This window comes from Xenorhabdus budapestensis (genome assembly GCF_002632465.1).
In the GTDB taxonomy this organism is placed as follows: domain Bacteria; phylum Pseudomonadota; class Gammaproteobacteria; order Enterobacterales; family Enterobacteriaceae; genus Xenorhabdus; species Xenorhabdus budapestensis.
Genome location: NZ_NIBS01000162.1, coordinates 1 through 310, shown reverse-complemented (window position 1 = coordinate 310; position 310 = coordinate 1). Strand labels below are relative to the sequence as shown.

Sequence of the window (310 nt, the reverse complement as noted above, 5' to 3'; positions counted from 1 at the left end):
ATCACCGTCTTTGATCCGGCTATCGGTTTCGTCCTTGCTGTAGGCGCCGACATCGGCGGCAGTCAGGGCAATGTCATTGACCAGCTCTTTATCATTGACACGGCGGGTTAACGGCACCTTAGTGTCCGCCACTTTCATGACTTGCGTATTGGTTTCTTCCTTGCTGTAGGCGCCGACATCGGCGGCGGTCAGGGTAATGTCATTGACCAGGTCTTTATCATTGACACGGCGGGTCAGAGGCACTTTGCTGTCCGCGGCTTTCAGAGCCTGTTGAGCTTCCTGCATAGCCTTCTGGGCTTCCTGCATGATC

Annotated in this window: 1 pseudogene; it reads right to left on the bottom strand. The window is 54.8% G+C overall.

Annotation, left to right across the window (positions count from 1 at the left end):
* Positions 1-310: pseudogene (locus Xbud_RS20060) on the bottom strand (phage tail protein); the annotation flags it as partial.